The sequence below is a fragment of the Myroides odoratimimus genome (assembly GCF_004337635.1).
GTDB classification, from domain to species: domain Bacteria; phylum Bacteroidota; class Bacteroidia; order Flavobacteriales; family Flavobacteriaceae; genus Flavobacterium; species Flavobacterium odoratimimum.
This window is the reverse complement of record NZ_CP037427.1, coordinates 3,257,512-3,283,660: the sequence shown is the minus strand read 5'-3', so window position 1 is coordinate 3,283,660 and position 26,149 is coordinate 3,257,512. Positions and strand designations below refer to the sequence as shown.

At 34.9% G+C, this 26,149-nt stretch carries 24 protein-coding genes, 5 tRNA genes and 1 riboswitch; of the genes, 16 read left to right on the top strand and 13 right to left on the bottom strand.

What is annotated here, in order from left to right:
• Nucleotides 1-49: 49 nt before the first annotated feature.
• On the bottom strand, nt 50-2,200 hold the full coding sequence (locus tag E0Z07_RS14835) for a TonB-dependent receptor (protein ID WP_006265479.1): 2,151 nt from the start codon (nt 2,198-2,200) through the stop codon (nt 50-52).
• A 338-nt stretch (nt 2,201-2,538) separates the two neighbouring features.
• Nucleotides 2,539-2,639, top strand: a riboswitch (SAM-I-IV-variant riboswitch).
• A 61-nt stretch (nt 2,640-2,700) separates the two neighbouring features.
• On the opposite strand from E0Z07_RS14835, the gene E0Z07_RS14830 reads away from it, so the two are divergent.
• The 5 genes from E0Z07_RS14830 to E0Z07_RS14810 all read left to right on the top strand — a co-directional run bounded on the left by E0Z07_RS14830 (nt 2,701) and on the right by E0Z07_RS14810 (nt 7,398).
• A complete protein-coding gene (locus tag E0Z07_RS14830) occupies nt 2,701-4,002 on the top strand; it encodes a Na+/H+ antiporter NhaC family protein (protein WP_006265478.1) in 1,302 nt (433 codons plus the stop codon).
• A gap of 68 nt (nt 4,003-4,070) precedes the next feature.
• Nucleotides 4,071-4,817 carry a 3-oxoacyl-[acyl-carrier-protein] reductase gene (gene fabG, locus E0Z07_RS14825; RefSeq protein ID WP_071307436.1) on the top strand — a complete coding sequence of 249 codons (747 nt, stop codon included), beginning with the start codon at nt 4,071-4,073 and terminating at the stop codon, nt 4,815-4,817.
• A 535-nt stretch (nt 4,818-5,352) separates the two neighbouring features.
• Nucleotides 5,353-6,057, top strand: coding sequence for a hypothetical protein (locus E0Z07_RS14820; RefSeq protein ID WP_006265477.1), 705 nt, complete (start codon nt 5,353-5,355; stop codon nt 6,055-6,057).
• 106 nt (nt 6,058-6,163) lie between these two features.
• Nucleotides 6,164-6,832, top strand: a complete 669-nt coding sequence (locus tag E0Z07_RS14815; RefSeq protein ID WP_131540891.1) for a hypothetical protein — start codon at nt 6,164-6,166, stop codon at nt 6,830-6,832.
• A 29-nt stretch (nt 6,833-6,861) separates the two neighbouring features.
• Complete coding sequence (locus E0Z07_RS14810) at nt 6,862-7,398, top strand: GRAM domain-containing protein (protein WP_006265476.1); 537 nt, start codon at nt 6,862-6,864, stop codon at nt 7,396-7,398.
• A 6-nt stretch (nt 7,399-7,404) separates the two neighbouring features.
• Here E0Z07_RS14810 and E0Z07_RS14805 read toward each other — a convergent pair whose 3' ends face one another.
• Nucleotides 7,405-7,677 carry a hypothetical protein gene (locus E0Z07_RS14805; RefSeq protein WP_131540890.1) on the bottom strand — a complete coding sequence of 91 codons (273 nt, stop codon included), beginning with the start codon at nt 7,675-7,677 and terminating at the stop codon, nt 7,405-7,407.
• A gap of 221 nt (nt 7,678-7,898) precedes the next feature.
• Between E0Z07_RS14805 and E0Z07_RS14800 the strand changes: the two genes are divergently transcribed.
• From E0Z07_RS14800 to E0Z07_RS14785, 4 genes are all read left to right on the top strand, one after another.
• Nucleotides 7,899-8,384: an exonuclease domain-containing protein gene (locus E0Z07_RS14800; protein WP_131540889.1), complete on the top strand. Its 486-nt coding sequence runs from the start codon at nt 7,899-7,901 to the stop codon at nt 8,382-8,384.
• Between the two features lie 12 nt (nt 8,385-8,396).
• On the top strand, nt 8,397-9,188 hold the full coding sequence (locus E0Z07_RS14795) for a class I SAM-dependent methyltransferase (RefSeq protein ID WP_131540888.1): 792 nt from the start codon (nt 8,397-8,399) through the stop codon (nt 9,186-9,188).
• Nucleotide 9,189: 1 nt separating this feature from the next.
• Nucleotides 9,190-9,735, top strand: coding sequence for a putative glycolipid-binding domain-containing protein (locus tag E0Z07_RS14790; RefSeq protein ID WP_041892102.1), 546 nt, complete (start codon nt 9,190-9,192; stop codon nt 9,733-9,735).
• A 132-nt stretch (nt 9,736-9,867) separates the two neighbouring features.
• The gene (locus tag E0Z07_RS14785; protein ID WP_131540887.1) at nt 9,868-11,316 is read left to right on the top strand and encodes an IS1182 family transposase; all 1,449 of its coding nucleotides are present in this window, start codon (nt 9,868-9,870) and stop codon (nt 11,314-11,316) included.
• A gap of 236 nt (nt 11,317-11,552) precedes the next feature.
• On the opposite strand, the gene E0Z07_RS14780 is transcribed toward E0Z07_RS14785, so the two are convergent.
• Entirely contained in the window at nt 11,553-12,425 is an 873-nt protein-coding gene (locus tag E0Z07_RS14780; RefSeq protein ID WP_058699942.1) for a DUF6048 family protein, read from the bottom strand.
• Nucleotides 12,379-12,897, bottom strand: coding sequence for a DUF6452 family protein (locus tag E0Z07_RS14775; RefSeq protein WP_058699943.1), 519 nt, complete (start codon nt 12,895-12,897; stop codon nt 12,379-12,381). Before E0Z07_RS14775 ends, E0Z07_RS14780 begins: the two co-directional genes overlap by 47 nt.
• Nucleotides 12,898-13,150: 253 nt before the next feature.
• On the opposite strand from E0Z07_RS14775, the gene E0Z07_RS14770 reads away from it, so the two are divergent.
• From E0Z07_RS14770 to E0Z07_RS14755, 4 genes are read left to right on the top strand one after another with little or no spacing between them, the layout of a single operon-like run.
• The gene (locus E0Z07_RS14770) at nt 13,151-14,683 is read left to right on the top strand and encodes an L-lactate permease (RefSeq protein ID WP_058699944.1); all 1,533 of its coding nucleotides are present in this window, start codon (nt 13,151-13,153) and stop codon (nt 14,681-14,683) included.
• A gap of 19 nt (nt 14,684-14,702) precedes the next feature.
• Nucleotides 14,703-15,443, top strand: a complete 741-nt coding sequence (locus E0Z07_RS14765; protein WP_058699945.1) for a (Fe-S)-binding protein — start codon at nt 14,703-14,705, stop codon at nt 15,441-15,443.
• Nucleotides 15,444-15,445: 2 nt separating this feature from the next.
• Complete coding sequence (locus E0Z07_RS14760; protein WP_006260016.1) at nt 15,446-16,819, top strand: lactate utilization protein B; 1,374 nt, start codon at nt 15,446-15,448, stop codon at nt 16,817-16,819.
• A 7-nt stretch (nt 16,820-16,826) separates the two neighbouring features.
• Nucleotides 16,827-17,405, top strand: coding sequence for a LutC/YkgG family protein (locus E0Z07_RS14755; RefSeq protein ID WP_131540886.1), 579 nt, complete (start codon nt 16,827-16,829; stop codon nt 17,403-17,405).
• 290 nt (nt 17,406-17,695) lie between these two features.
• Here the strand turns inward: E0Z07_RS14755 and E0Z07_RS14750 are convergent, their stop codons facing one another.
• Nucleotides 17,696-18,025 (bottom strand): DUF2185 domain-containing protein, encoded by a 330-nt coding sequence (locus tag E0Z07_RS14750; protein WP_058699947.1) that lies wholly within the window; start codon nt 18,023-18,025, stop codon nt 17,696-17,698.
• 65 nt (nt 18,026-18,090) lie between these two features.
• Nucleotides 18,091-19,503, bottom strand: a complete 1,413-nt coding sequence (gene rlmD, locus E0Z07_RS14745) for a 23S rRNA (uracil(1939)-C(5))-methyltransferase RlmD (protein WP_006260021.1) — start codon at nt 19,501-19,503, stop codon at nt 18,091-18,093.
• 303 nt (nt 19,504-19,806) lie between these two features.
• Between rlmD and E0Z07_RS14740 the strand changes: the two genes are divergently transcribed.
• Nucleotides 19,807-20,928 (top strand): aspartyl protease family protein, encoded by a 1,122-nt coding sequence (locus E0Z07_RS14740; RefSeq protein WP_131540885.1) that lies wholly within the window; start codon nt 19,807-19,809, stop codon nt 20,926-20,928.
• Between the two features lie 312 nt (nt 20,929-21,240).
• On the opposite strand, the gene E0Z07_RS14735 is transcribed toward E0Z07_RS14740, so the two are convergent.
• The 7 genes from E0Z07_RS14735 to E0Z07_RS14705 form a co-directional block, all read right to left on the bottom strand.
• Nucleotides 21,241-21,321: transfer RNA gene (locus E0Z07_RS14735), tRNA-Tyr, on the bottom strand.
• A 44-nt stretch (nt 21,322-21,365) separates the two neighbouring features.
• Nucleotides 21,366-21,446 (bottom strand) — tRNA-Tyr (locus tag E0Z07_RS14730).
• Nucleotides 21,447-21,497: 51 nt separating this feature from the next.
• Nucleotides 21,498-21,578 (bottom strand) — tRNA-Tyr (locus E0Z07_RS14725).
• Nucleotides 21,579-21,627: 49 nt separating this feature from the next.
• A tRNA-Tyr gene (locus E0Z07_RS14720) sits at nt 21,628-21,711 on the bottom strand.
• 49 nt (nt 21,712-21,760) lie between these two features.
• Nucleotides 21,761-21,844, bottom strand: a tRNA-Tyr gene (locus E0Z07_RS14715).
• 150 nt (nt 21,845-21,994) lie between these two features.
• A complete protein-coding gene (gene kdsA / locus E0Z07_RS14710; RefSeq protein ID WP_131540884.1) occupies nt 21,995-22,813 on the bottom strand; it encodes a 3-deoxy-8-phosphooctulonate synthase in 819 nt (272 codons plus the stop codon).
• Nucleotides 22,814-22,822: 9 nt separating this feature from the next.
• Complete coding sequence (locus tag E0Z07_RS14705) at nt 22,823-23,377, bottom strand: DUF4199 domain-containing protein (protein ID WP_006260024.1); 555 nt, start codon at nt 23,375-23,377, stop codon at nt 22,823-22,825.
• Between the two features lie 169 nt (nt 23,378-23,546).
• Here E0Z07_RS14705 and E0Z07_RS14700 point away from each other — a divergent pair, with 169 nt between their 5' ends.
• Entirely contained in the window at nt 23,547-24,035 is a 489-nt protein-coding gene (locus E0Z07_RS14700) for a SixA phosphatase family protein (RefSeq protein WP_006261360.1), read from the top strand.
• Nucleotides 24,035-26,146 (top strand): polyphosphate kinase 1, encoded by a 2,112-nt coding sequence (ppk1, locus tag E0Z07_RS14695; RefSeq protein ID WP_006261359.1) that lies wholly within the window; start codon nt 24,035-24,037, stop codon nt 26,144-26,146. The genes E0Z07_RS14700 and ppk1 overlap by 1 nt, the downstream gene beginning before the upstream one ends.
• Nucleotides 26,147-26,149 lie beyond the last annotated feature (3 nt).

Here is a 26,149-nt window from a genome sequence, read left to right as displayed (position 1 = left end):
GAGCTGTTCTTATTGTACTAAGTATATAGTTGTATGGCCTTTTTAGAATTTAGTATCTAAATGATAATCCTAGTGTGTAGTATCTACCATTCCCTCTTGCATATTCTGCATCTCTAGCTACTATCATAGAAGAGGATGTATAATACGATTTGTCAAATAGGTTTTCTACTCCTAATGTTAACTGTATAGATTTGTTGTATTGATAGGTAGCATTGAAGTTAAAAAGGTCAATAGGAGATACTTTACCTTCTCCTTCATTATAAACTAATACTCCTAACTTATTAGGTTGAGGTTCGAATCTATCTCGTTTAGAGGTATGTGTATAGTATAAGTTTAACCATAAATGATCAATAGGAGTGACTGTTGTAAATAAGCTCAGTTTAGGCGCAGCAATATTTAAACCACTCATATAAGTATCATAACTACTACTGTTGTTAGATTTCATTTTTCCTTCATAACTCGAAAAACTTCCTCCTATAGTTGCCCAGCTGATAGGTTTACCATCTAGGGCGATCTCAATACCATTGATTCTTTGTGGACTTCTTACTACTTCCCAGAAACCTCCTTCACCTGCCTGAAGATCACTACCTAGTTTAGCGATAGACCAGAAATAAGCTATTCTAAAGTTCCAATTATTTGCTATCTGTGAAGTGAATCCTACTTCATAGTTATTCGTTACTACAGGATCTGTTTCTATTTTAGAGACAACATCACTTTTAGCATCTCTAAGTATACGACCTAAATCATAAATTGATAATCCTTGAGAAAATGAAACATAAGGAGTGAATTCTTCTATTACTTTGTATTGTAATGCAGCATTAAATAGTGCTTTATCATAATCTAAGTTTCCTCCCTTTATCGCTAACCACTGTTGCCCTTTTCTTAAAGGAATTGTTTTATAGTCAGGTACTTTTACGTGAATATTATCATATCTCACCCCAGCTTTAAGAGTTAGGTTTTCATAAAATACAGTACGAGTTTGTAAATATCCAGCACTGTTGTATGCTTTTAATTCAGGAACCCATAATCGCCCATCAACAAGGGGCTGGCTAGTTTTGTCAATTAAGAAATCACCTCCTATAATATAGTTTGTTCTGATATTATCAGTGAAGTTTAGTTTAGAGACAATACTTAATCTAGCCCCTATTTTCTCTGCTTTAATAGTTGCTTGCCCACCTGTTTCTTCCCATCGTGGAGATTTAGGATTGTGTTCTCTGTAGTCAAATAAAGTATATAGTTTTTGCCCAAATACCGAAGCCTCTAAATCAACATTCTCCAAGATATTTTTGCTTGAGAACTTTAGATATCCATTGTGATTGTACTTAGTACCTTCATTTTCTGCTAATGGGTTTTTAGTACCGATAACCCCTTGTTGTGGAGATACGAGATATTTTCCTCCCTTTGCGATTAGATCTGTGTCTTGTAATGCACTGTAGTAGTTATACATTGCTTCTAATCGATTGTTATCATTAAAGTCATAACCTATCTTAGCTAATAGATTTTGTGTTGTTACTTCTCCTAATCCATAGCGAGGAGAGATATAATCTCCTTCACCATCTATCGCTCGTCCAGATTTAATGATGTTGCCATTGATTAAGTAATCGATTTGTTTTAGTCTACCAGAGAACTGTTGGTTTAATTCATACCCATGTGTATTGTTGTTTTTAGTAGAAGTAGCATCAGATAAGGCTATAGAAGTGCTTCCACTAAAAGTTTTGTTTTGATTCGCTTTTTTCGTGATAAAGTTCACAATACCTCCAGCACCTCCATTGCCGTAAAGAGAAGTGGCTCCTTCGATTACCTCAATGCGTTCGATTGCATAAGGGCTTATAGTACGAAGATCTCTGTCTGTGTTGCGCAGTGGAGTACTCTGTGGTACACCATCTATTAAGACTAGTATCTGTCTACCACGGATAGTTTGACTTCTATTACTAGTAGTATTAGAGCTCAACCCTATAGAAGGCACGGCAAGACCTAGTATAACTGACATATCAGGATTTAATTGAGCATAACTTTCTATTTCTTTTTGAGTAATGACAATAACAGAACTTGAGCTATTGCGTTTTATCTCTGGTAATCTTGTAGTAGATACGATAATTTCTTCTAGCTGCTCATCGCTTTTTTTTGTTTCTTGTTCTTGCGCTAGTATTGTAGAACTGGTTAGAAGTAGAGTGAGTAGTGTAGTTTTTTTTACATTCATTTTTTTATGTATTAATTAGAATGTAAAGGTATATATATAGTATTGTTTAGAATTAATCTAAATAGTTTTTTGTAAAATATTGAATAGCTAAGAGGTTATATGTGTGATATTTGCGAATAATCTTTTTGTTTTTTTATGGATGTATTTTTTTTATCCATTTGTAGTGCAAAATATTTAATAGACTCAGTTTATATGAATCAAATATTTAATTTTTAAAGGCTGTAATTTTAAATGAATATTATTATAATTGATAAGATGATTGAGTCTGTAATAGCTGCTTTTAGAGTCGAGTATACTTATCTAATTTGCAATTCTTCAAAAAACGATTATCTTTGTCTTTTAATTATCAAGAATTCTACTTAATAAGTAGAATAGCAACCTGCAACAACAAGCAAGGTGCTGCAATCGATAAGCCAGAAATGGAAAAAATGTTGTTTACTTCCTTAGTAAGTTTTATTTCTACCAATCTGGCAAATTATTTGTAATAACATTATTATTAAATGAAAGCTATGTCAGATAACAAGTTTTACACTTTTATTCCTTTTTTTATTTTTATTGCCATCTTTTTAGGCTCAGGTATACTATTAGGTGATTTTTATAAAATACCATCTCCTATAGCAATATCTGTTGGAGTGATATCTGCATTTTTACTATTTTATAAAACACCGATGCAAGAGAAGGTTATCTCTCTTATCCATGGATGTGGAGATAGTAAGATTATCACGATGTGTATTATCTATTTATTGGCTGGTGCTTTTGCGGCAGTGACTAAAGCTATAGGAGGAGTAGATACGATGGTAAATATTGGACTTAGTGTAGTGCCAATAGAATATCTAGCTATTGGAATCTTTGTAATTGCTTGTTTTTTATCTTTAGCGATTGGTACCTCAGTTGGAACTATTGTAGCCTTAGGACCTATTGTAGTGGGGCTGGCTGAGAAGTCAGGTTCGTCTATGGGGCTATTATGTGGAACGCTATTAGGAGGGGCGATGTTTGGGGATAACCTTTCTATTATATCAGATACAACGATTACAGCTACACAAACGGTGGGATGTGAGATGAAAGATAAGTTTAGAGCTAATTTTAAATTAGCATTACCAGCCGCTTTAATTACGATAGTAGGTTTATTGTTTATGAGTGGAGGGGATACAGATGTAGCCTTAGAACTAGGTGATACAAGTAATTTCTGGGTAATTATCCCTTATATATTAATTATCGTACTAGCCTTATTAGGGGTACAAGTATTCGTAGCTTTATTTATCAGTATTTTGGTAGCGGGAATTATTGGGCTTGTTCAAGCGGATTTTGATGTATTAGGTTTTGCTAATTTGACGTATGAAGGCTTTGTTTCTATGAATGAGATATTCTTATTGTCTATGTTGACAGGAGGATTGGCGAAGATGGTAGAAGATCAGGGGGGGATTCAATGGCTGTTAAAACAAATGAAGAAGCTGATGAAATCTCCTAAAGGGGCTGAGTTCGGTATTGCAGGATTAGTGTCATCGATAGGAGTGTGTTTAGCTAATAATACAGTTTCTATCTTGGTAGCAGGTAATCTAGCTAGGGATATTGCTACAGAGTATGAATTAGAAAGACCACGCGTTGCTTCTATATTAGATATTTTCGCTTGTATTATTCAAGGCATCTTACCTTATGGAGCACAGATACTGATCTTATTAAGTTTTACTAATGGACAGATAGATTATCTAGATTTGATGAAATATTCGTATTACTTTGTTGCTCTGTTGATTATCACGCTAACTTATATGATTTTTTTGAGAAAAAGTACACAAACAGCATAAAAGGGGCGTGAGAAAATACAAATTGTTTATATTTGTCCTCGGTTCAAATACAAAAATTGGATTTACACATGAAATTATTAGAAGGTAAAATCGCTATTATCACTGGTGCTACAAGAGGAATCGGTAGAGGAGTAGCTTTAGCATATGCTCAACAAGGAGCAAGTGTTGCATTCACATATAGTTCTTCTGCTCAGGCAGCTGTAGAATTAGAGCAAGAATTAACAGCTTTAGGTGTTAAAGCAAAAGGATATCAATCAAATGCAGCTGAATATACAGCAGCAGAACAATTGATAGAAGAGATTTTAAAAGAATTCGGAAACATTGATATTTTAGTTAATAATGCTGGTATTACTAAAGATAACTTATTAATGAGAATGTCTGAAGCAGATTTTGATGCTGTAATTGAAGTGAACTTGAAGTCTGTATTTAATATGACGAAAGCTGTTCAACGCACAATGCTTAAAAACAGAAAAGGGTCTATTATCAATATGAGTTCTGTAGTAGGAGTAAAAGGAAACGCTGGACAAGCGAACTATGCTGCTTCTAAAGCTGGAGTTATCGGATTCTCTAAATCTATCGCATTAGAGTTAGGTTCTCGTAATATCCGTTGTAACGTTGTTGCTCCTGGATTTATTGAAACAGAGATGACTGGTAAACTTCCTGAAGATGTAGTAAAAGGATGGAGAGATGCTATTCCATTAAAACGTGGTGGTACTCCAGAAGATATCGCAAATACTTGTGTATTCTTAGGTTCTGATATGTCTGCTTATATCACTGGTCAAGTGATTAATGTAGATGGTGGAATGCTTACTTAAGAGTAAACACATAACCATATATAAAGGCTATCTGAGTAATCAGGTAGCCTTTTTTAGTTTGTGAAGAGTTTTATAGTAGTGTTTTAGGGGATTGCTTTTGAATGTGTCCGTTTTGAGTCCGATGTGAGTCCGTAGTGAGTCCGTTAAATGGTATAAAATAACGGACTGAATACGGATTGACGTCTCAATTACTTATTTATTATACCAAATAAATTATACGCTAAGTATTTATATGACTGCATAAAGGGAGAGTGACTGTTCGTTTTCATAAAATAACTGTCCGATAATGAACATAGGTAAGATAACTTTTTTTGTAAATGGTTGTTGTATTGGTGTTTATGGATAATAGGTTATTTGGTATGTAATTGGTGTTATTGTGTTTAGATATAATCTGATCTATATGAATTAGGCTAAACTACAAGATATTTTATATAAATGCATAGCAGGCTAAGGTAGATTGAAGTATACAAAACTATACAAAGGGTGCAGCAACATTCTAATACTTGTAACGTAACAACCAACTAAATAAAATGATATGAAAGTATTCAAGAACATTCTACTTACTCTACTTATTTTGACCAACTGTAGTCTAAGTATGGCTAATAATACAGAGCCTAAAACTAGAAAAATTGTCGGATTAGTAGTCGATAGTGAGACTTTATTACCTCTGGCTAATGTCAAGATTACAAATGAGAATAAAAAAACATTAGCAACTACAAATGACAAGGGGTATTATGAAGTCACTGTCCATTCTACTAGTAAAGAAGGATTTAAGTTTTCGTTGAATTTAAAGAAAGAAGAGTATTCTACTTTTAGGCAAAATGATAATTGGGGAGAGGACAATGAGAAAAGCCCTGTTATGTACTTTGCTTTACAAAAAAGAAAATCATCTAAAGGAGGGAGTTTTTCTGAATTATACCTTCATAAAGGTGAGGTGACTACTGCTGTTGTAGAGAATTATTTTAATGATAAAGTAAAGGCTGGAAGTATCTTAAATAATAAGATCGCAAAGTTAAGAGCCAATAACAACCAGGTGTTTTTTGAGTTAGATGGAGGGTATTATTTAGTGAATAACTATGCATGGATTAAGCTAAACAGTAAGGATGACAAGGTCTCTATTAATCAAGATAAAGTAGTCAATGCTAGTGAAGTGAATAACTATGTACGACGTAATAACGTACAGAATATGTCATCAATAGATTCGCCACAAGCTTCTTTTAGTATAAAGACATTTAAGTAATATAAACAATACATAAAGGCTATCTGTGTAATCAGGTAGCTTTTTTAGTTTCAAGACGAATTATTTTTTGTCTTTTAGGGAATACTCAGTACTTTTAAATAAAAAAATGAAGAAGGTATTAGATAAAGGAGTAGCAGTAGGAAAACAAGGCCTTAAGTCATTTAGAATCGTGTTGATATGTTTGATTCGATGGCTAGGCATGATGGTGGTAGGTGTATTTTTGTCTCTTTGGATTTTTTTCTATTCGATGAGTAAGATTTATCAGTTGAGAAAAGGAAGTGAGGCACGAGGTTTTTGGGATAACCTTACAGCCTTTTTTAGTGATATAAACTATTCTGTAATTATCATTTTTCTTCTACAAGTTGTGATGATTATTGCTTATTTCTATGTAGCTAATAAATATGCTATTCAGAAGGCAATCTCTTTATTATGGGAGAAGCAAGGAAGTGTATTTATTACCAATTACGTGGCTCAGTTGATGGAATATCTACATCAGAAAAAGCCTACACTGTTTGGAAGCCAACCTGATAAAGAAGCGATACAGAGAGAGCTAATAGCACTTAATGAAGATAATCATGTAGCGGGTATGGTACAACGAAAAACGACAAACTACGTCCTTTCAAATGCTAAATTAGGTAATGGGCCTTCTACCTTGTTACAACAATTGACAACACTTCGTTTTAACCCTTTAGCGTTACTTCCTGGGCTATGGATGTTTTATGCCTTAGTAGGGATACAAATCTTGTTTATATTGTATATTTACTATAGATATTAGATGGTTTAAATAATATAGAAATAAATGTTATGAAAATAGGAAATGATACAATAGGTATAAGTAATAGTGATAAGATAACAATACTAGTTTTCTTCTTTACAGTATATGTGTTGATAATGCTTCTTTTCGATTGGTTATTCGATGGAGCTATTAAAAGTTGGGAAAACTATCTTTTAAAAGGGTTGGTGTATAGTATTGTACTATCTGTATTGATGTATTACGCTATTAAGACCTTGACCAAAAGAGTGGAGCTAAAGCTACAAATACCATTAGCAGAAGGAGAAGAGCTAGAAGTATACGGAGTAGCTAATATGTTTTTAGGTAAAGAAGCCTTAGGGGGGAAACTGGGCTTGACAGAAGACACCTTAGTGTTTCACTCTCATAAGTTTAATATACAGAAGAGTACGGTGCGTATTCCTTTTGAAGATATTAAGACGATCAAGCCTTGCAGAGTGATGTGGTTGCTTAATAATGGAATAGAAGTACAGACTGCCACAGACCGATGTGTATTTGTGGTCAATGATAGAAAAACTTGGTTAGAAGTTATTCAGAAAAAGATAAAGTAGCACGAGTTATTCTTTAAGTAAATGTGCGGTTGCTGCATGTGTAAGCTTTTCAAAATCAGCGAAACAGCAAGAGAAGTCTACTTGGTTGCCCTGATGATCTCTTAGTTTAAGAGTGGTGTATAGCCCTAAGTCAAAATAATTAATCTCTTTTATGGACGCACTATGTGTGGAAATAAACTGATTAATAAATGCTTGATTCTGAATCTTTTTGTAAATAGAAAAAATACTTAGACCAATGATACTAAATATAATTGCATAGGTAATAAAGTGCTTATTCATCGTAGTAAGTGATTTAATAAGAGTAAGGTATAATAAATATTTTGATAGAGAACGACTATATACATTATAGTCGTTTTTTTATGCCTATATGTGAACTATAATAGAATAGATTAACCCCAAAAGATTAGCTAAAAAAATTAGCAAAGTGATGTTTTTTGTAAGTAGGCTAATGGATTATCATCAAAAAAGACTACCTTAGCTATTATGATTACAATACTTCGATGAATAAATTTACAGCTATAGATTTTGAGACAGCTCAGCCTCAGCGCAATAGTATTTGCCAAGTTGGCTTAGTTGTATTTGAGAACGGAATTATAGTAGATTCCTTAAACATTCTTGTACAACCTCCTCAGAATGTTTATTGGAGTAAATTTATTGACGTACATGGTATCACACCAGAAGATACACAGTATGCACCTACATTCGAAGAAGTTTGGCATAAGATATTACCCTTTATACAATTTCAGAATGTAGTAGCACATAATGGCTTTGGTTTTGACTTCCCAGTCTTAGAGAAGACATTAGCGTATTATAACTTGGCTGTGCCTGAATACGAGAAGCATTGTACTTATAGATTGTATAAAAAAGGGTTAGCTTCTTTGGCTGAGAAGTATAATCTTGCATTAAATCACCACGATGCTCTTAGTGATGCTAAAGTATGCGGAATATTGTTTGATCAATATTTAAAGCATGGAGGTCTAATTTAATAATAGCAAATTATGACGAAGAGTAAAGAGTATTTAGAACACAATAAGAAGTTTTGGGATAAACAGGCTTTAGCTAATCAACAATGGTCTATGCCTGTAAGTGCAGAGACAGTAGCAAAAGCTAAAGAAGGTGAATGGGAATTATATGTGTTGCCAACTCCAATAGATAAACAATGGTTAGGAGAGGTAAAAGGGAAGCGTGTATTATGTCTAGCATCTGCTGGAGGACAACAAGCACCTATTTTAGCTGCTATAGGAGGTAAGGTAACTGTGTTAGACCTATCTACAGAGCAACTTAATAAGGATAGACAAGTAGCACTTAGAGATAATTTAGATTTGACAACTGTAGAAGGAGATATGACGAATCTAGAGATGTTCGCAGACAATAGTTTTGACATTATTGTTCATCCGATATCGAATCATTATGTAAGTGATGTGACGAAGATCTGGAGAGAGTGTTATCGCGTATTAGACAAGGATGGACGACTAATCAGTAGCTTTTATAATCCTGTAATATTTATACACGATAGAGATCCTAAGTATGCAGTAGAGGGAGTTGTGAAGCCGATGTATAAGATTCCTTATGCAGACTTGACAGATATGACACAGGCTCAGATAGAAGAAAAAAGAAATAAAGAGGAGGCTTTCGTCTTCGGACATAGTCTTCAAGATTTAATAGGAGGACAGTTAAAAGCAGGTTTTTTGATTAAGAAATACGAAGAAGCTTTTCAGCCTAATCCAAGGTTTGTAGTAGATCATTATCTACCTACATTTATAGCGACAGTAGCAATTAAACTTCAATAGTATGGAGAGAAATATAGTCTGGACAGGTATCGATAATCTTTCAATAGAGAAATGTGTCTTGATTGATAAAGAAGAGACAATTCACTGTAAAGGGGAATTAGTAGGAAATAAGAATAACCAAGTATATGGTGCAGAGTATCAGGTAGTCGTAGACCAGAGATGGGAGACTAGATTCTTTGATATCACTTGTAAGGTAGGGCATAAGCACTATACTATACATGGGTATAAACTAAATAATCAATGGATTATAGATGAACAAGAGCATCCAGAGTTACACGATTGTTTAGATATAGATATCTCTGTGACACCTTTTACGAATGCATTACCTATTAATAGACTTAACTTAGCGATAGGAGAGTCTAAGGAAATAGCAGTGTTGTATATTAATCCTATAGAAGAGCGTTTTACTAGAGTAGTACAGCGTTATGAGAGACTATCTGAAACCACTTATCACTATAAAAACTTGTGGAGTGATTTCGAGTCTACGATAGAAGTAGATACAGATGGCTTAGTGACTAATTATCCGAAGTTATTCAATAGACTATAAAAAATACAAAGCCCCGATAGAGAGAGGGCACTGAAAAAGTCTTCTTTTTCGAAATAGAGGTAAAATAGAGAGCTTAAGCTCTTTATTTTACCTCTTTGTTTTTTTAGCTTTGTACTGATCAAATAAAAAGCAATGGTAAGTCATCAAGAAACAATCTCTTTTAGTAACTATTCTGAGTTATACGATATGTTAGTTCCTAAGGATAATATGTTACGTCAGATAAATAATCTTGTCGATTTTACTTTTGTATATCAAGAACTATCAAGTAAGTATTGTGTCACCAATGGTAGAATGGCATATTCTCCTATTCGTTTGTTCAAGTACTTATTATTAAAAACAATCTTTGACATATCAGATCAAGATGTTGTAGAACGCTCGCAATACGACTTATCGTTTAAGTATTTCTTAGATATGTCAATCGAAGAAAAGGTAATAGAAGCTAGTACGCTAAGCAAGTTTAGAAAATTAAGGCTTCAGGATACTGATATGCTAAACTTGTTAATTGGTAAAACAGTAGAGTTAGCTATCGCAAAAGGGATTATAAAATCAGAGGCAATAATATTAGATGCAACACATACTAAGAGTCGCTCTAATGCAGTATCTGTTATAGAGTTTCTAAGATATCGTTCAAAGAATGTAAGAAAGGTTCTTTATGAAACAGATCCAACAGTAAAAGATCATTTACCTACTAAAAACACATACGATAACGTAGAGAATGAGATGGCTTATTGTACAGAGTTAATCAACTACTTAGAATACAAAGGATCTTTGAGTAGCTTACCTAAGGTAAGTGAGAAACTGAATGTTTTAAAAGAAGCGTTAGATGATGTAAAAGAACAACGAGATATATCTAAAGATCAAGATGCTCGTATAGGTCATAAGTCAAAAGAGGAATCATTCTTGGGATATAAAACTCATATTGCCATGAGTAAGGAGCGTGTTATCACAGCTGCAGTAGTCATTTCAGGAGAAAAGGGAGATGGTCCTTTGCTAACTACATTAGTAGAAGAATCTATTAAAAATGGAATGACAGTTAACACTGTTATAGGTGATCGTGCTTACTCCAGTAAAGACAATTTAATCTATGCTAAGAAGAATAATATTAGTGTAATCTCTAAACTAAATCCTGTAATTAGTCAAGGTACTCGTAAAAAAGAAGACCAATTTGACTTTAACAAAGATGCTGATATGTTCGTTTGTCCTGCAGGACATTTAGCCGTTAGAAAGGCTACTCAAGGCAAGAAAGGAGAAAATACTAATCAAGTTAAAACATACTATTTTGATGTTGAAAAGTGTAAACAATGTCCTTTAAAAGATGGTTGTTACAAACCTGGAGCCAAGACCAAATCATATTCGGTCTCTATATCAAGTCAAACACACTTAGACCAACTAGCCTTTGAAGACACTCCAGAATTTAAAGAAGAGGCTAAACATCGTTATAAGATAGAAGCTAAAAACGCAGAATTAAAGAATGCCCATGGATACGATACTGCTTTGTCGTACGGATTGTCGTCTATGCAAATGCAAGGGGCATTGGCTATTTTTGCCGTAAACTTAAAAAGAATACTGAAATTAATGTAGTAAGGATAGCTAGGTAGCATTTTGTCCTCTCAGAAAGAGAAATAAGGACTATTAAGCACTAGCTATATCTTTAAAAATAATCTTAAAAACAAAAGACGCTTTAAAAAAGGTTAGTTATAACCTCCTTTAAAAGCGTCTTTTTTTGCCTTATAGTGACTTGAACTCAAAAAAAGCCTTACTTTTTCAGTACTCTCGATAGAGATCGGGGCTTTTTTTCTATACTGTTCAGAAGAAGATTACTTCTTTTTCTTTTTATTGTTTTCAATCATTTTTAAATCCTCAGCTTGTTCTATTGCATTTCCTTCTAAGTCAAACTTAGCTTCTTCTTCAGTAGGTAGAACAAACTTATCTTTCTTAGATTTGTATAGTGGGAATAAGTAAGAGATGGTATAATTAAATCCTACCCCTATATTACCACTGTGTTTTTTGTTATAACCAGGAATATATAAGTTTTCAAAATCATCAGGTTGTGTCTGAGACACTAGTCCGTTTAGTCTCATGGTGAACCCCATAAAGACATTATTAAATACTCTTGTTTTAATCCCAGCTACAAATTCTACCCAGTGTGCACTAAGTCCACTTTGTTTTCGATCTACTTCTATTCTTTCTTTAGGAAAATATGGGTCAGTAGTATATGACTGATACCAATTAAGAGTTTGAGAGAAGGTCGCAAAACCATATCTAAAACCTACATAGATCATGTCTTCTCTATCTAACCAGTTATCGTATAGGTTATAGTTACCTCCTATACGGATGTAGTTCCCATTGGTTGTAAAACCATAGCTGCTCTCATCTCTATCCATCTTATCATGACCTATCTCTGCTGCTGCATACCAGTTTTTAGTAAGACGATAATCTCCAACTACTTCAAAACCTTGATAGGTGTTATCATAGAATGAACGTGTAATTCTAAATAAATCAACTCCCACGCGCAGTCCATATCGTTGAGGATAGTAATGAGGAGATTGTTCTGTAGAATCAGTAATTGGGGTAGTGGTCTCTATTTCTTTTACAGTATTCTCTTGAGCAAATGAAGAGAAAGCTAAAAGTAGAATACCACAATTAATAATAAATCTTGAAGTGTGCTTGTTTGCTATCTTGAATTTCATTTGTTTCAGTTGTATAATGTTTGATCCAGTTACCACTCGTTTGTTGAGATTCTCCATTTAGCATAGGAGATGTACCATCTTGATTTAGAGAGAATGTAGAGACGTATCCACACGCTTTATTCAGATACTTTGTATTGATTTTATATTTAAATGTCAATGTATCATAAAGGGTGTCCGTCTGATTCTGAGTTCTTCTTATTGATTTTAGGATCCATTCAGACTCCTGATTATCTAATCGAAGAGGAATCAGTAATTTGTTTGCTTTACTTTTAATAACATCTTTTTCTCTACCAGCTACAAAAGCTTCAACTAAGTCATTTTTAGCAATTCCTTGGTCTTCGAAATTATAGAATTCAATTAGAAAGTTAGGGGTAGTAGGTTCTTCCGTACCACAAATATCGTCTTTTTCGCAAGAGCTAAAAACAAAACTGCCTAAACCTAGAAACGCAACTGCCAATATTAGTTTTTTCATATAGATTTTTTATCTCTGTATATAAGTTGTCAAAAATACTAAAACTAATTCAGAACTCTTTAAAAAAGTTCGACGTCCACTTCTATACTTTTAGAGTATAAATGTTTTAGAATAAATGTAGATAAAATGATTCGTTTTTGCTTTAAAGATTCTAAATAGTGACGTTTATTGAAGTTTTATGACTGTAATTAACATAGTGATTATAAATAACGCCTTATATTTAAAGTTCTAAGATAAGTAAAGATTAAGTAAAATGTTAGAAACTGTTTCAGGTTTACAGGTAATATTAGCAGTTACCCCTGTTATATTGTTAATTGTATTGTTAGGATTTTTAAAGTTGCCAGGTGAGAAAAGTGCCAGTATTACTTTAGTTGTCACAGCATTAATAGCGTTATTTGGTTTTAATCTCTCTTTGGTAGATACTTCTTTATCAGTGGTATATGGAATAGTGAAAGCTGTTTTCCCTATCTTGATTATTATCTTAATGGCTATTTATAGTTATAATGTACAAGTAGAATCTCAGAAAATAGAGATTATTAAACAACAGTTCTCGGCTATTTCAACAGATAAATCTATTCAAGTATTACTACTGACTTGGGGATTTGGAGGATTGTTAGAAGGAATGGCAGGTTTTGGTACAGCAGTAGCTATTCCTGCAGCTATTTTGATTAGTTTAGGTTTTAAGCCCATGTTCTCAGCCGTTGTTAGTTTGATTGCTAATAGTGTGCCTACTGCCTTTGGAGCAGTTGGTATTCCGGTTATTGTTTTGGCTAGAGAAGTAGAGATGGTAGAGCAGATTACTACGATTAGTGCTCATGTAGTTTGGCAGTTAGCAGTATTGATGTTTTTAGTTCCTTTTTTAATTGTAACATTAGCAGATAAATCTGTAAAAGCTATCCCAAAGAACATTATTTTAAGTCTTCTAGTAGGAGGTGTTACCTTAGCTGTTCAGTATTATGCAGCGGTATATATAGGAGCAGAGACTCCTGCTATTTTAGGAAGTATAGCTTCGGTAATTACCATTATCATATTTGGAAAAATCACAGCAAAGAAAGAAAACAAAATAGAGAAGCACAGCTTTAGCCTTCTAAGTATCTTTCAGGCATGGAGTGTATATGGGCTGATCTTATTACTGGTTTTATTGACTAGTCCTCTGTTTCCTTTTGCGACGATGATGAAATCTAATTGGGAGATATTCCAAACGAATTTTAATTTTAATATAGCTGGTGGTATCCGTACAGTAGGGATATATTGGCTAACAGATACAGGAGTGCTCATCTTTGTGAGTTCTTTAATAGGAGGACTTATACAAGGAGTTTCTCTAAGTGGGTTGTTTGCTTTATTAGGCAAGACAACTGTTCAATTAAAAAAGACTGTTATCACAGTATGTTGCTTAATCGCCTTATCTACTTTAATGGATTTGTCAGGTATGATCACTGTTCTAGGGTTAGCCTTAGCGACAGCGACAGGAGCATTCTATCCATTCTTTGCGCCTGCCATAGGAGCATTAGGTACTTTTCTTACAGGTAGTGATACTTCGTCTAATATCTTGTTTGGTAAGTTACAAGTTACAGTTGCCGATAAGATTGGAGCAGATAAAGGATGGTTGGCAGCAGCGAATACAACAGGTGCTACAGGTGGAAAGATTATTTCTCCACAGAGTATTGCTGTAGCTACAACAGCTTGTGGAGAACAAGGTAAAGAAGGTATTATCCTTAAAAAAGCTGTCGGTTTTGCATTGTTATATATTTTAATAGCAGGCTTGATAGTATATATTGGAAGTTAAGAATTAAATAGATAGATATATGAGAGTTGGGTTGTTTATTCCTTGCTATGTGAACGCAGTTTATCCTGAGGCGGCATTAGCAAGTTATAAAATATTGACACATTTTGGGGTAGAAGTAGATTACCCCGTAGATCAGACTTGTTGTGGTCAACCTATGGCTAACGCAGGTTTCGAGAATAAAGCTTTGCCTTTAGCGAAGCAGTTTAATAATTTATTTGAAGAGTTTGACTATATAGTTGCTCCTTCGGGTAGTTGTGTTGGGTTTGTAAAAGATACTTACCCGAGATTAATGGAGAAGGAAGGCTGTACGAGCAAAGTAAGTGGTAAGGTGTATGATATCTGTGAGTTCTTACACGATATCCTGAAGATTGACAAATTGCCAGGTACGTTTCCTCATAAAGTAAGCCTTCACAACAGTTGCCATGGATTAAGAGAATTAAAGTTAGGGGCAGCAAGTGAATTAAATATAAAACCTTATTCTAAGGTAAAAGCCTTGCTTAGCCTTGTAGAAGGTGTAGAAGTAGTAGAACCTACTCGAGTAGATGAGTGTTGTGGTTTTGGAGGGATGTTTTCTATAGAAGAACCAGCTATTTCTATCCGAATGGGGAATGATAAGGTGAGTTGTCATGTGGCTACTGGTGCAGAGTATATAACAGGGCCAGATAGTTCATGTCTAATGCACATGGGAGGAATCATAGATAAGAATAAGATGCCTATCAAAATGATTCATGTTGTAGAAATTCTAGCTTCAGGTTTATAATTATGAGTAGTACAAAACATGCACAGAATGCTGACGCGTTTCAGCAGAATAAAGAGAAAGCTACTTGGCATGATAATGCACTGTGGTTTGTAAGAGAGAAAAGAGATAGAATGTCTAAGACACTTCCTGAATGGGAAGACCTTAGAGCGATGGGTGAGAAGATAAAACTACATAGCGTTAGTAATCTAGCGATGTATCTTGAGCAGTTTGAAGCAAATGCTATAGCTAATGGAGTGATAGTACATTGGGCAAAAGACGCAGAAGAGCACAATGCTATCATGGCAGAGATCTTAAATAAGCACAATGCAAAAAAAGTAGTGAAAAGCAAGTCTATGCTGACAGAAGAATGTGATCTTAATCATTACTTAGAGACCAAGGGCATTGATGTTGTAGAAAGTGATTTAGGGGAGCGTATCTTACAGTTGAATGGGACTGCGCCTTCACATATCGTACTTCCTGCTATCCATATGAAGAGAGAAGAAGTAGGAGAGTTATTTGCCGAAAAACTAAATACAGAGAAAGGCAATAGTGATCCAACTTATCTTACCCGTGCAGCAAGAGCTTCTTTGCGCAATGATTTTCTCACTGCTGATGCAGCAATAACAGGAGTGAACTTCGGTATAGCAGCTACAGGAGAGATTGTTGTTTGTACCAATGAAGGAAATGCCGATATGGGAACTTCATTGTCTAAACTACACATCGCCTCTATGGGGTTAGAGAAACTAATACCAGATTATGAGAGTTTAAGTGTGTTTACTAGATTATTAGCCCGCTCTGCAACAGGACAACCAACTACTACGTATACTTCTCATTTTAGAAAACCAATCGAAGGAGGGGAGTTTCATATCATCTTAGTGGATAATGGAAGAAGTGAAATATTGAGCAAGGAAGAACATATCAAATCTCTTAATTGTATTCGCTGTGGAGCATGTATGAATACTTGCCCGGTGTACAGACGTAGTGGAGGATATTCTTATACTTACTTTATCCCTGGGCCAATAGGAATTAACTTAGGAATGCTTAAGGATCCTGTTAAACACAGTGAGAATCTATCTGCTTGTTCTCTATGTTATTCTTGTAATAATGTGTGTCCAGTGAAAATAGACTTAGCTGATCAAATTTATAAATGGCGTCAAGATTTAGATTCTTTAGGGAAGGCTAATTCATCTAAAAAACTAATATCAACAGGAATGCAATTTTTATTTACTCATCCTGCTTTGTTTAGAACGAGTTTGAAGTTTAGTTCATTGGCAAAATATGCACCACGTTCTCTGACTTTTGGGTTAAAAGAATGGGAAGACGGGCGTAACCTACCGAATTTTGCAAAAGAGTCGTTTACAGAAATGTGGAAAAAAGGAAAAGTAAAGAAACAATAGGGGAGTTATGAGTAGTAGAGATCAAATATTAAATAATATAAGACGCAATACAAAACAGGTCTTTGACAAACCGCAAATGAATCTGTCTGCAATTGAGTTTGACGATAAATTAACTCAATTCATAGAAGTGTCTAAAGCAGTTGGCGGTGATGCTATAATCTTAAAAGAGGGTGAAGATATCAATGAAGTGATTCGCGCTCTTTATCCGGAGGCAAAAGAAATTGCTTCAGTGGTAAATGGTATTCATTTGACAACTTTAGATCCTGATAGTGTAGAAAGCCCTAATGATTTAAATAATGTGGATTTAGCTATTGTAGAAGGGGCCTTTGGGGTATGTGAGAATGGGTGTATATGGCTTCCACAGCAACTTAAGCACAAAGCTCTATACTTCATCACACAGTATTTAGTTATTGTCTTAGATCGCTCTAAGTTAGTAAATAATATGCATGAAGGGTATGAGTTGATTACTCCTAGTGAGAAAGGCTTTGGGGTCTATATATCAGGCCCTTCTAAGACTGCAGATATTGAACAAGCTTTAGTAGTAGGAGCACATGGACCAAAAGGTCTGACTGTGATTCTAAAATAGATAAACGATAAGAGAGAGGCTAGCCTCTCTCTTATCGTTTATAAAAGGATTTTAATCCGAAATATGTATTAGCTAGCTAAACGTTACAAAGCAATTCTACTGCTTCGTTCTTTCATTTGTTCTATAATTATGTTATAGTAGCTGTATCAGTAACTCATCTTTAGCTTGTATAAACCTTTTTGTTTATACCTCTATTGTGTGTTTTGGGGTAAGTTAGTTTTCGATTAGTAGTAAATAAAAAATAACTACCTCATGGAGATAACTATTTCTGTATATATAACGTATAGAGATTAATCTAACACTTCGAACTCATCCGTTCCTTCTACACGACCTAGTTCACTTCCTACAGGAGCATTTAGGTAAGGAATAATAGCCTTGTCATTATGAGCTACAGCATTCACACTATAGATATCTGTATTGTCAGGATTATCTAAGTATGCTTCATCTTCTGTATTACTTAAGAATCTCCATCCACTATCAGTATCAGAGTTTGGTTCTTCTCTGTACATATAGTCTACTTTTTCGCCTTTTATCATGATTTTAGCAGACACTAGACAGAATCCGATATCTCCTACAAGATTCTTTAAAGCTTCGGCAGGAATATTATTATCTTGGTTCATCGTTATCGTTTTATAAGATAAAAGGCAACCAAGATGATTGCCTTTTGTTGTTAGTTTATTATTTGTTATCTCAGTTCTAATAGAACTACGTTTTCTACGTGATGCGTTTGAGGGAACATATCCACAGGACGTACTTTGATCACTTTGTATTTGTGATCCATAAGAGCTAAGTCACGTGCTTGTGTAGCAGAGTTACAGCTTACGTATACGATGCGTTTTGCACCTACTTTTAATAGCATTTCTACTACATCTTTATGCATTCCATCACGAGGAGGGTCAGTAATGATAACGTCTGGATGTCCATGTGTCGCTATGAACTCATCGTTAAATACATTCTTCATATCTCCTACGAAGAAATCACAGTTCGTAATATTATTGCGTTCAGCATTCAGTTTAGCATCTTCTATTGCTTCTGGTACAGCTTCAACACCGACTACTTTACCTGCCTTTTTAGAAACGAACTGAGCGATAGTACCCGTACCTGTGTATAAGTCATATACTAATTCGTTACCTGTAAGACCAGCATAGTCTCTTGTGATTTTGTATAGTTCGTATGCTTGCTCAGAATTAGTTTGGTAGAACGACTTAGCATTAATGCTAAATTTAAGTCCTTCCATTTCTTCTAAGATATAATCACGTCCTTTATAAAGCACTACATCTTGATCATAGATAGTATCATTTGCTTTACCATTGACTACATACTGTAATGATGTAATCATAGGGAAGCGCTCTGCTAAGAAGTCTAATAATAATTCGCGTTCTTCTTTGTTGTCATAGAAGAATTGAATCATCACCATTACTTCACCTGTAGAAGCAGTTCTGATCATCAATGTACGCAATAAACCTTCTTGCTCACGTGGATTAAAGAAAGCTAAATTATGCTCGTTAGCGAATCTTCTGATTTCATTTCTGATTTCATTAGAAGGATCTTGTTGTAAGTGACATTTTTTGATGTCTAAGATCTTGTCCCACATTTTAGGGATGTGGAATCCTAATGCATTTTCTTTACCCATTTCTTCTCCACTAGCTACTTCTTCTGGTGTTAACCAGCGAGCGTTAGAGAAAGAGAATTCCATCTTGTTTCTGTAGAACAATGTTTCTTCAGATCCTAAGATAGGTTCGAACTCAGGTAATTCAATTTTACCTATGCGCTTTAAGTTATTAAAAACCTCTTGGTTCTTATAGAATAACTGTTGTGCATAGTTCATATTTTGCCATTTACATCCACCACAAGCTCCGAAGTGTTCACATACTGGCTCTATTCTATGTTCAGAAAATTTGTGGAATTTCACAGCTTTCCCTTCATAATACGCTTTGCGTTTTTTGAAAGTCTGCACATCTACCACATCTCCCGGAACTACGTTAGGAATAAAGATTACTTTCCCATCTGGAGCTTTAGCTACCGAAACGCCTTTTGCACCTGCATCAAGGACTTCTACGTTTTCGAATACGATTCTTTCTGTTCTTTTTCTACTCATGCCGCAAAAATAAGTTTAATTTCATTTGATAGGTATAGCTAAAGCTTATTCATAATGAGTTTATATAAGCGGTATTTTGTATGTAAGTAATTGAATAGTAGTTTAGTGTAGTTATTGGTGAAATTATGGTATTATAGTCGTTAGTATAAGTAGCTCAATAGTAATCTTAAGGAATAGAAAGTTTTTGTGATCTCTGGTTGTCTCTACCTAATTCTGTTTGTTAAAAAGCATGCGTATTAATCATAATTATAGAAAAGGGATTGATAAATTATCTAACTTAGGGTATTAATCAATTTATATTATATGAAAGCTTTAAAACTGATTTTATTCTTCTTTTTAGTGTCTATAGTGGGCTATACACAGACTATTCGTTTGCCTTATGACGATGAGTCTGGTTGGATGCTCGTAGACTTGCAGGTTAATAATAAGCCGATGAAGTTCTTATTTGACACAGGGTGGGATGGATTGTCTATTAGAAGTAGTTTGCTTTCAGAATTCTATCATGGAGAAAATATAGCAGCAGTAGATGCTAATAATGTTGTACAAGCAGTTCAGACTATATATGTAGATAGTCTAAAGGTGGGAAATCATACTTTTCGCCATTTGCCATTTACAGACTTTGAGAGCTTTCCGATGATTAATGATCCTATCTTTAGTTGTTATAAAATCGATGGTATCCTTGGGAATGTTATCTATAAGGATAAGATATTAGAGATAGATCCTATCAAAAAGGAAATTGTATTACACGATTTGTCACCAGAGTTGGTGAATACTATATTGACTAATAATTTTACCCCTGTCGATACATATCCTACGGAGCAAAAAAGCAGAATTATGGTTCCGGTAGAAGTGGGTGGAAGTGTGAAACGACTATTCTTATTGGATACAGGAGATAATGGATATCTAACCATGACAGCAGATAGAGGTGTGATCGCTTACTTAAGAACCTTAAAGTTTAATTCGTACATCAGTGTAGGGAGTATAGGAGCCTTCGGTATGAATGAAATGGTAAATCGTACACTGGTTACACAAGAAGCTAAAATCAAGATGGGTAAAATATCGTTAGAGAATGAAGAGGTCACCTTTAATATGAATGATAATACCTATCAGATGGGAGTGGAGTTTATAAAACAGTTTCACTTGTATTATTTGCCTTCTTTGAATCTAGTTTATTTTAAAAAGGTCAAGGAAAGTAATGTAGTCTCTAATTTAGAGAAGATAGGATACGGTATTGCTTATATAGATGGGCAGTATATGGTAGCAGCCATTCATGAGCGTGAGAATGTAGTGCGATTAGGAGACGTAGTGCTTTCTATAGACGGTATTCCTATGGAGAAGTTATGTCACTATAGAAAGTATCTTCAACAACACAAAGGGCAACCAAAGCTAGAGGTAATGAGAGAAGGCAAGAAGATTACTTTATAGATAATTATAGTATGAACGAAAGCGATAATAGGTTATGTCCCTATTATCGCTTTTTTTGTGGTTATAGATGAGAAAGAATTGAAAAGGGAATAGGGATCTCCTATTTAATTATGGAGTGTATAAGTAGGATGCTAGAGGAATGCTAGGGGTATTCTAGCACATTCCTTCGAGAAAACGTCTCTCTAGGCTAGGAAACTCCAAGGAAAGTGCAAGCAATCTGCAAGAATCAGCAAGGTACACGATAAAGGGATAAATAGAGTAGGGAAGGTATATAAACAAAAAAAGCGACCTATTGGTCGCTTTTTTAACTAGTGGGGAGAGCAGGATTCGAACCTGCGAAGGTTACCCAACGGATTTACAGTCCGTCCTCGTTGGCCGCTTGAGTATCTCCCCTCCTAAGAGGTAACCTAGATAATGTATTGTATAAAAAGTCTTCGTGGGGAGAGCAGGATTCGAACCTGCGAAGGTTTCCCAACGGATTTACAGTCCGTCCTCGTTGGCCGCTTGAGTATCTCCCCTCCTAAAAGGTTTGTTAGACTATATTTTTATACAATAGATAAGACTTTTTGTGGGGAGAGCAGGATTCGAACCTGCGAAGGTTTCCCAACGGATTTACAGTCCGTCCTCGTTGGCCGCTTGAGTATCTCCCCTCCTAAAAGGTTTGTTTATCTAGGTAATATTTTTTTGTTAATGAACGTTTGGTGGGGAGAGCAGGATTCGAACCTGCGAAGGTTTCCCAACGGATTTACAGTCCGTCCTCGTTGGCCGCTTGAGTATCTCCCCTCCTAAAAGGTTTGTTTATCTAGGTAATATTTTTTTGTTAATGAACGTTTGGTGGGGAGAGCAGGATTCGAACCTGCGAAGGTTTCCCAACGGATTTACAGTCCGTCCTCGTTGGCCGCTTGAGTATCTCCCCTAAGCTTTTGCTTATCTTGTTTGTTTAGAACGGTGCAAATATAGGGCTGTTTTCTTAATCTGCAAGACTTGCAAGGCTTTTTTTTCTTCTTTTTTTTACCGAAATTATCTAACTGATTGGTTATAAAAAAAGTAGTGTTGAAAATATTTTTTAAAATTTATTGATTGTTTGTTTAATGTCAACCAATTTCTTCATCAAATCTTCAAAGTAGTCTAAGGGTAGCATGTTCGCTCCATCACTTTTTGCATTCGCTGGATCGAAGTGTGTTTCTAAGAATAGTCCATCTACACCTACAGCGATACCTGCTTTAGCAATAGTTCCGATTAGATCAGGACGTCCTCCTGTCACTCCAGACGATTGGTTTGGCTGTTGTAGCGAGTGCGTGATGTCTAATACTGTAGTAGCATACTGTTGCATTGTAGGGATTCCTCTATAATCTACAATCATATCTTGGTATCCGAACATCGTACCTCTATCTGTCACCATTACGCTTTCGTTATTACAGTCTAATACTTTCTGTACAGCGTGCTTCATACTCTCAGGACTCATAAACTGTCCTTTCTTCAGGTTTACCACCTTACCTGTATTCGCGGCAGCTACTACTAGATCTGTCTGTCTTACTAAGAAAGCTGGGATCTGTAAGATGTCTACGTACTCAGCAGCCATAGCAGCGTCAGAGTTCTCATGAATATCTGTTACAGTAGGTACGCCAAACTCTTTTCCTACTTTTTGTAAGATTTTAAGTGCTTTTTCATCACCTATACCTGTGAAGCTATCTATACGTGATCTGTTTGCTTTCTTAAAAGAACCTTTAAATACATAAGGAATCTTTAGTTTGTCAGTCACTGTTACGATGTGCTCTGCGATACGCATAGCCATTTCTTCACCTTCGATAGCACAAGGCCCTGCTAATAAAAAGAAGTTATCAGCCTCAAGGTTCTTAATTAGGGGGATATTATTTAAATTCATAAAATTCGATTATTTATTATTTTTTCGTTTGTTGTTCTTCTTTTGCTTGTTATTTTTATTCTCTGTTACCACAGGTTCTGCTATGTTTTTAGACTGTATAAAGTACGAAATAATCGCGATAAATACAACTCCAAAAGACAGATTATTTGTCACACCATTTCTTAAGAAAATATCGAAAGTAGCATTTTTAGTTGCTTCTTCTAAAGACATGCTAGTCTGTGTAGCTAGTGCCTCCTGTAAGGTAGCCATAAAGTTAGGGCTAACTTGGTTAAACGTAATGTACTGTATAATCGGGAAGAAGAATGTAATCATGATACAGATTACTAGTCCAGATAAGAAAGCACGTTGCCAAGAAACAACACCGTTATAGAATTCGCGTTTCTTCTGTCTCATCCCCAACCAATAAAAGATAATCAATACTAGATTAAAAAGTAGTTCAAAGCCGACCTCATATCTAATCTTTTCTAAGTCGTGAAATCCAAGAGATTTGACAATAAACATCCAAACTAAAGCTGCTAAAGTAGCATAAGAAGCCCATTTAAATTCTATAGAGAAATTTCTCATTATTCTATTTTATAATTAATAGCTCAAAAGTAAAGTTTTTATTTTATAGCTAAAAATATATTTTATATTGATATTTTTTATTAGATTTAGATATGTTTGTATAATCCTTGCAAGGATTGTGACGCATAAATTTAAAAAATACAATAAACCACCCGTAAATAAAACTATTATGAAAAAACTAATCCTTATTAGACATGCAAAATCATGCTGGAACGCTATAACAGATGATTTGTCACGCCCAATATCGACCAAAGGAGTTGCTGATGCTCACTTAGTATCGCATACTTTAATGGGGCATTTACCTGCTAAAGTTATTGTATGGAGTAGCCCTGCAAAAAGAGCTAGTGAGACGGCTAAAATATTCTGTCAGAATATGGATATTAACTTAGACTATATTATTTATAATCCCGAAGTATATACTTTCGAACGGTCAGGATTAATAAAAGCGATAAAAAAATGTAAAAATGAGCATGATACCCTAATTCTTTTCGGGCATAATGAGGCAATAACAAAATTTGTTAATAAATTTGGTAGCGAAACCTATGAAAATGTACCCACATCAGGCGTTGTAATCATTAACTTTGATACCAATGACTGGGGAGAGATAGAAAAGGGGACAACTGAATTAACTATTTTCCCAAGAGACTTAAAGAAATAATGAATAATAATAACACAACAAAATACAAGTATATCGACCGCGAGAAAAGCTGGTTGTCATTTAATGAAAGAGTACTTCAAGAAGCTGGTGATGAAACAGTCCCTTTATTAGAAAGACTGAGATTCATCGGTATATTCTCAAATAATTTGGATGAGTTTTTCAGAGTTCGTTATGCCACTATACGTAGAATGACATTGACAGGGGAGAGTAATCGAAGACTGGGAAGTGGAGTTATTGTAAAAGATCTATTGGCTCAAATTACAGAGAGAGTTATTCAACTTCAAAAAGAAAGTGTACGTATCTTACATGATGTAGAGCGCAAACTAGAAGATGAAGGAATCTTTATGGTCAATGAGAAAGAGATCAGTGAGAAACAACAAGCCTTCGTCAAAGACTTTTTCTTGCATCAGGTATCTCCTGACTTAGTGACTATTATCCTAAGTGATTTGGCTGAGTTTCCTCTTCTAAGGGATACGCATGGGTATTTAGTTGTGAAGTTAGAAGTAGACGAAAAGCTGGTAGAGAAGCACTGTACTAATAAACAAAGACGTGATAATAGCTCTGTTCGCTATGCTATTATTGAGATTCCGAATATCATTAACCGATTCGTAGAAGTACCTTCTGAGGATCCAGGCAAGAAGTATATCATGATGTTAGACGATATCATCAGATATAACCTAGATTCTATCTTTAACATCTTTGATTTAAAAGCAGAATCTGCTTATATGATTAAAGTAACACGTGATGCTGAGCTAGATTTCGATACAGATTTACACAAATCTTTTGTAGAGAAGATTTCCAGTGGAGTACGCGATAGAAAACAAGGGGCTATTGTACGTTTCGTTTACGATCAGGAGATGGATGATGAGCTGTTAGATTTCTTATTAGAGAACGTAGAGATCGAGCTTAATGACAGTATTATTCCTTCTGGAAGATACCATAATAGACGTGATTATATGGGATTCCCGACTACTGGAAGAGTGGATCTTACCTATCCAAAACAGATACCAGTAGCTGTTAAGGGATTAAGCCTTGAGGATAGTATTATTCAGCAGATACAGAAGCGTGATTATATGATCTATACTCCTTATCAGTCTTATTCATATCTAGTAAAGTTCTTGCGTGAAGCGGCTTTAGATCCACAAGTATTGTCTATTAAGATAACACTGTATCGACTAGCTAAAAATTCGCAGATTATTAGCTCACTTATCAATGCTGTAAAGAATGGTAAGAAGGTGATCGCTCAAGTGGAATTGCAAGCGCGTTTCGACGAAGCGAGTAATATTTATTACTCTGAATTAATGCAGGCTGAAGGAGTTCAGCTAATCTTCGGAGTGAAAGGACTGAAAGTACACAGTAAAATCTGTGTAGTAGAACGTTTGGAGAATAAAAAAGTAAAGCGCTACGGATTTGTCTCAACAGGTAACTTTAATGAGAGTACAGCTAAAGTATATACCGATGTAACGGTGTTTACTAGTCATAATTCACTAATGAAGGATGTGTCTAAGGTATTTGAGTTCCTTCAAGTGAACTATCGCGTACATCGTTATAAACATTTATTAGTATCTCCACATTATACGCGTAAAGGGTTTTATAAGCTGATAGAAAGAGAGATTAAGAATGCTAAGAATGGATTGCCTGCTTATATTCGATTAAAGATGAATAGCTTATCAGATCTGAAGATGATTGATAAACTATATGAAGCGAGTAATGCAGGAGTTAAGATACAGTTGATCATTAGAGGAATCTGTTCGCTAATACCTGGAGTACCTGGTATGAGTGAGAATATAGAAGCGATCAGTATTGTAGACCGTTTCTTAGAGCATTCTAGAGTTTATATTTTTGGGAATAATGACAATCCTGAAGTGTTCATCTCTTCAGCGGACTTTATGACTCGAAATTTAGACGAAAGGGTAGAGGTGACTTGTCCTATCTATGATGATTTAGTAAAACAAGAGTTGATCGATACATTCGATATCGGGTGGAAAGGAAATTATAAGACGAGATATCAGACAGCAGACTTGTCTAATAAGTATAGAGGGTATACAGCTGAAAATATGTTTCATGCTCAGCAAGAAATGTATAAGTATTATCAAAATAAACTAAAGTAAAAG